3 protein-coding genes and 1 pseudogene are annotated in these 1,991 nt (G+C 72.2%); 1 reads left to right on the top strand and 3 read right to left on the bottom strand.

Annotated elements, in window-relative coordinates:
• The 3 genes from PROKR_RS25085 to PROKR_RS25075 all read right to left on the bottom strand — a co-directional run.
• Positions 1-237 (bottom strand): GPP34 family phosphoprotein (locus PROKR_RS25085; protein WP_036969042.1); only part of this gene is annotated, 237 nt, incomplete at its 3' end.
• Positions 234-1,013, bottom strand: a complete 780-nt coding sequence (locus PROKR_RS25080; RefSeq protein ID WP_036969040.1) for a MerR family transcriptional regulator — start codon at positions 1,011-1,013, stop codon at positions 234-236. The genes PROKR_RS25080 and PROKR_RS25085, both read right to left, overlap by 4 nt.
• Positions 1,014-1,141: 128 nt before the next feature.
• Positions 1,142-1,612, bottom strand: coding sequence for a carboxymuconolactone decarboxylase family protein (locus tag PROKR_RS25075; RefSeq protein ID WP_036969038.1), 471 nt, complete (start codon positions 1,610-1,612; stop codon positions 1,142-1,144).
• 156 nt (positions 1,613-1,768) lie between these two features.
• Here PROKR_RS25075 and PROKR_RS36160 point away from each other — a divergent pair.
• Positions 1,769-1,991: pseudogene (locus PROKR_RS36160) on the top strand (peptidase S1); the annotation flags it as partial.

Here is a 1,991-nt window from a genome sequence, read left to right as displayed (position 1 = left end):
GCGCAGCAGCGGGTCGGCGGGCGGGCTGCCGGCCACGGCGCTCACCCTGGGGCCGGTCAGGCCCGGCTTGCCGTCGATGGTGACGTTGCCGTCCAGCGCGAGCTCGGTGAGCACCGCCCCGGCCACCGTGTAGAACAGCGTGTTCTCGCCGGCGATGGTGCCCGACCGGGGGTCGAACAGCAGCAGGAGGAGGTCCTCGGCGATCAGCGGGGCCTCGGGCGTGGTCGGTGCGGTCATCGTCTCGTCCGTCCGTCGGGGTCGGCTCTCGGGGTGCCGGCTTCGAGCCGTTCGTCAGTCTCTCCGGTGACGATCAGGTGCGCGCGGTAGAGCACCTCGAGCTGGGCCGGGTTGTACAGCTCGCGCAGCGCCGGGACGATGGCGCTCTCCGTCCGGCCGGGCCCGTGCAGCGAGTGCGACTCGGCCTCGCCGAGCGCGGGATACGCCGAGAGCTGGTCGCGCAGCAGGGGCGCGATGCGTTCGGCGAGCGCCTGCCTGGTCCTGAGGTCGGCGTCGGCGGGCAGCGCCTGGAACTCGTCGTCGGTGTCCGTCGCCGGCTGCTCGTGCATCATCGTGCGCAGGGCGTCCATGGCGTCGTCGTCGAACACCTGGGCGTAGATCATCAGCATCGACCGGTCGACGTCGGCAAGCTCGCCCGCGACGGCGCTGAACCCGGCGGGCAGGTCCGCCGGGGCGCGGTGCCGCAGGATCACCGCGAGCTCGGCCCGCACGCGCTGGAGCCGCGTGATCGTGGCCTCCAGCTCGGAGTCGAGCGCGCGCAGCGCCTCGTCAGGGTCCTGGTCGGCGCGGCCCATGGAGGCGATCCGCGCGAGCGGCACGCCGAGGCCGCTCAGCCGCTTGATCTGCAGCAGCCGCACCAGGTGCGCCGTCTCGTACTGCTTGTACCCGTTGGATCGGCGGGCGGGCTCGTCCAGCAGGCCGATCTCGTGGTAGTGCCGGACGGCCTTGATGGTGGTTCCCGCGATCTCCGCGAGCTGACGGGTGCTCCAGGCCACGGTTCGCTCCTCTCGGTCCGCCGGCGGGAACGCCGACCGACAAGAGTTCAAACCATGCCCCAGGGACACGGTCAAGTGCACCGCGCGACACGCCCGCCCCGTACCGAGGGCGGGCGCGCCGGACGGCGTCAGAACTGGCCGGGCACGTAGCCACCGGCGGGCTGCCGGTTGATGACGTTGATCCGGTTGTACGCGTTGATGAGCGCGATCAGGGAGATCAGCGCGGCGAGCTGGTCCTCGTCGAAGTGCTTGGCCGCCAGGGTCCAGGTCTCGTCCGAGACCCCGCCCGACGCGTCCGCGAGCCGCGTCCCCTCCTCGGCCAGCTCGAGGGCGGCCCGCTCCGGCTCGGTGAACACCGTCGCCTCGCGCCAGGTGGCGACCAGGTTCAGGCGGAGCTGCGTCTCGCCCGCGGCGAGAGCGTCCTTGGTGTGCATGTCGGTGCAGAACCCGCAGCCGTTGATCTGGCTGGCCCGGATCTTCACGAGCTCCTGGGTGACGGCGGGCAGCGTCGAGTCCACGATGAGCTTGTTCGCGGAGTTGAGGTGCCGCAGGACCTTTCCGGCGAGGGGGTTGCCGAAGTAGTCGATCCTGGCTTCCATGTGTTTCTGCCTCCTTGGTCAGGGTGGACCCGGGACCGGGCCCGCACACCTGACCGGGACCGGCCCGGAAACGTGACCGGCCGCGACGGAGCAGGCCTGTCTGCCCGTGGCGAATCCACCTCCCGTCGCGCCCGCCGCGAGGTGTGTGATGGGCCCATGGACGATTCCGAGGCCCTGGACGCCTACTCGGCGTCGATAGTGCGTGTCGTCGACGCCGTGCTGCCGTCGGTCGCGGCGGTCTCGGTGCGCACGCCCCGTGGGGCCGGGGCCGGCAGCGCCTCCGTGATCCCGGGGGAGCGGCTGCTGCTCACCAGCGCGCACGTCGTGGAGGGCGCCGGCGAGGTGCGGGCCGGCTTCTCCGACGGGTCCGAGGTCGCGG

The organism is Promicromonospora kroppenstedtii DSM 19349 (assembly GCF_000515355.1).
GTDB classification, from domain to species: Bacteria; Actinomycetota; Actinomycetes; order Actinomycetales; family Cellulomonadaceae; genus Promicromonospora; species Promicromonospora kroppenstedtii.
The sequence above is the reverse complement of the archived record's forward strand: the minus strand, read 5'-3'. Positions and strand labels throughout refer to the sequence as shown.